This is a genomic window from Streptomyces huiliensis (assembly GCF_020037025.1).
Classification (GTDB): domain Bacteria; phylum Actinomycetota; class Actinomycetes; order Streptomycetales; family Streptomycetaceae; genus Streptomyces; species Streptomyces huiliensis.
In genome coordinates this window covers 1-1,351 of sequence record NZ_JAIQLH010000477.1, presented here as the reverse complement: position 1 = coordinate 1,351, position 1,351 = coordinate 1, and the positions used below count along the sequence as shown (strand labels likewise).

The 1,351-nt window shown below is 72.4% G+C and carries 1 protein-coding gene and 1 pseudogene; one reads left to right on the top strand and one right to left on the bottom strand.

Annotation, left to right across the window (positions count from 1 at the left end):
• Positions 1-879: pseudogene (locus tag JNW98_RS35275) on the top strand (hypothetical protein); the annotation flags it as partial.
• An 18-nt stretch (positions 880-897) separates the two neighbouring features.
• Here the strand turns inward: JNW98_RS35275 and JNW98_RS35270 are convergent.
• On the bottom strand, positions 898-1,351 hold a 454-nt coding region (locus JNW98_RS35270; protein ID WP_223772344.1), incomplete at its 5' end, for an oligopeptide/dipeptide ABC transporter ATP-binding protein.

Here is a 1,351-nt window from a genome sequence, read left to right as displayed (position 1 = left end):
GGCACGCGCGCGCCGGACACGGGCGGCTCTGCGCCGATCCGCGCCCGGTGGCGCCGCCGCGCGCCGGTGCTCGTCTCCGCCGCCGCGGTGGTGGCGGTCGCCGTGGGGGCGGCGGTCTGGTTCGGGCCGGGGCCCGGCGGGGGGCGGGTCCCGATGGCGGACACGACAGTGGAGCCGTCGGAGAGTGTTGCCCCGTACTGGGAGGAACGGACCGTCTACCTGTACCAGAGCAAGGGATTCCCGGAGAGGTCGGTGGACCGGGCGACCACCTGGTACAGCCGGGACGCGGTCTGGACCCGGCCGGAAGGCGGGCCCGTGCGTCTGGAAGGCGGAGAAAGCAGGGGCCCCGACTTCCAGGTGAACGGCGTGGCCATCCCCTGGGACGAGTTCGGGAAGCTCCCCACCGACCCGAAGGCCCTCAAGGAGAAGTTCGGCTACAAAGGGCCCGCGGGCAACGACATGTTCGAGGGCAGTTACTTCTTCGGCGTCACGGAAGTCCTCGCCCGGTCTCCCGCGCCGTCCCGGCTCCGGGCGGCCTTCGGTGAGCTGTTGTCGACCGCTCCCGGTGTGCGGAAGATCGGCACGGTGAAAGACAGCGCGGGGCGGGCCGGCACGGGCTTCGACTACATCAGCGGTAACCAGCGATTTCGGATCATCCTCGACCGGCACACTCACCGTGCCCTGGAGCGGTCGGAGACGCTGGTGAAGGACGCGGCTCCGGACGACAGGTTCTGGGCGGGCCTGAAGGCCGGAGCTCCGCTCACCCGCACCACGTACCTGGCGTCACGGCCCTTGTGGAAGAGGCCCCCGGAGCTCCCGCCGGAGCCGTCCCGGTTTTCCGGCTCCGGGCAGCCGACGGGGGCGCCCACGAAGCGTTGACGGCCGTCCGGCCCCGGCTCACTCTGTCGGCGAAGCCACCCGCTCCGGAAAATGACAAGCCGACAAATGCCCCTCTCCGCTCCCCTCCGCCCGCACCAGCGGCGGCTCCTCCAGCGCGCACTTCTCCGCCGCCTTCCAGCAGCGGGTGCGGAAGCGGCAGCCGGAGGGCGGGGAGACGGGGGAGGGGACGTCGCCGGTGAGGCGGATGCGCTCCTGGGGGGTCGCCTCCGCCGGGGCGCCCGGCTCGGGGACCTCGGGGACGGCGGAGAGCAGGGCGTGGGTGTACGGGTGCCGGGGACGGCCGTAGATGGCGTCGCGGGGACCCACCTCCACGATCCGCCCCAGGTACATCACCGCCACCCGCTGCGAGAAGTGCCGGACGACGGCGAGGTCGTGGGCGATGAACAGGAAGGCGATGCCCAGGTCCCGCCGCAGCGTCTTCAGCAGGTTGACCACCTGGGCCTGGATGGAC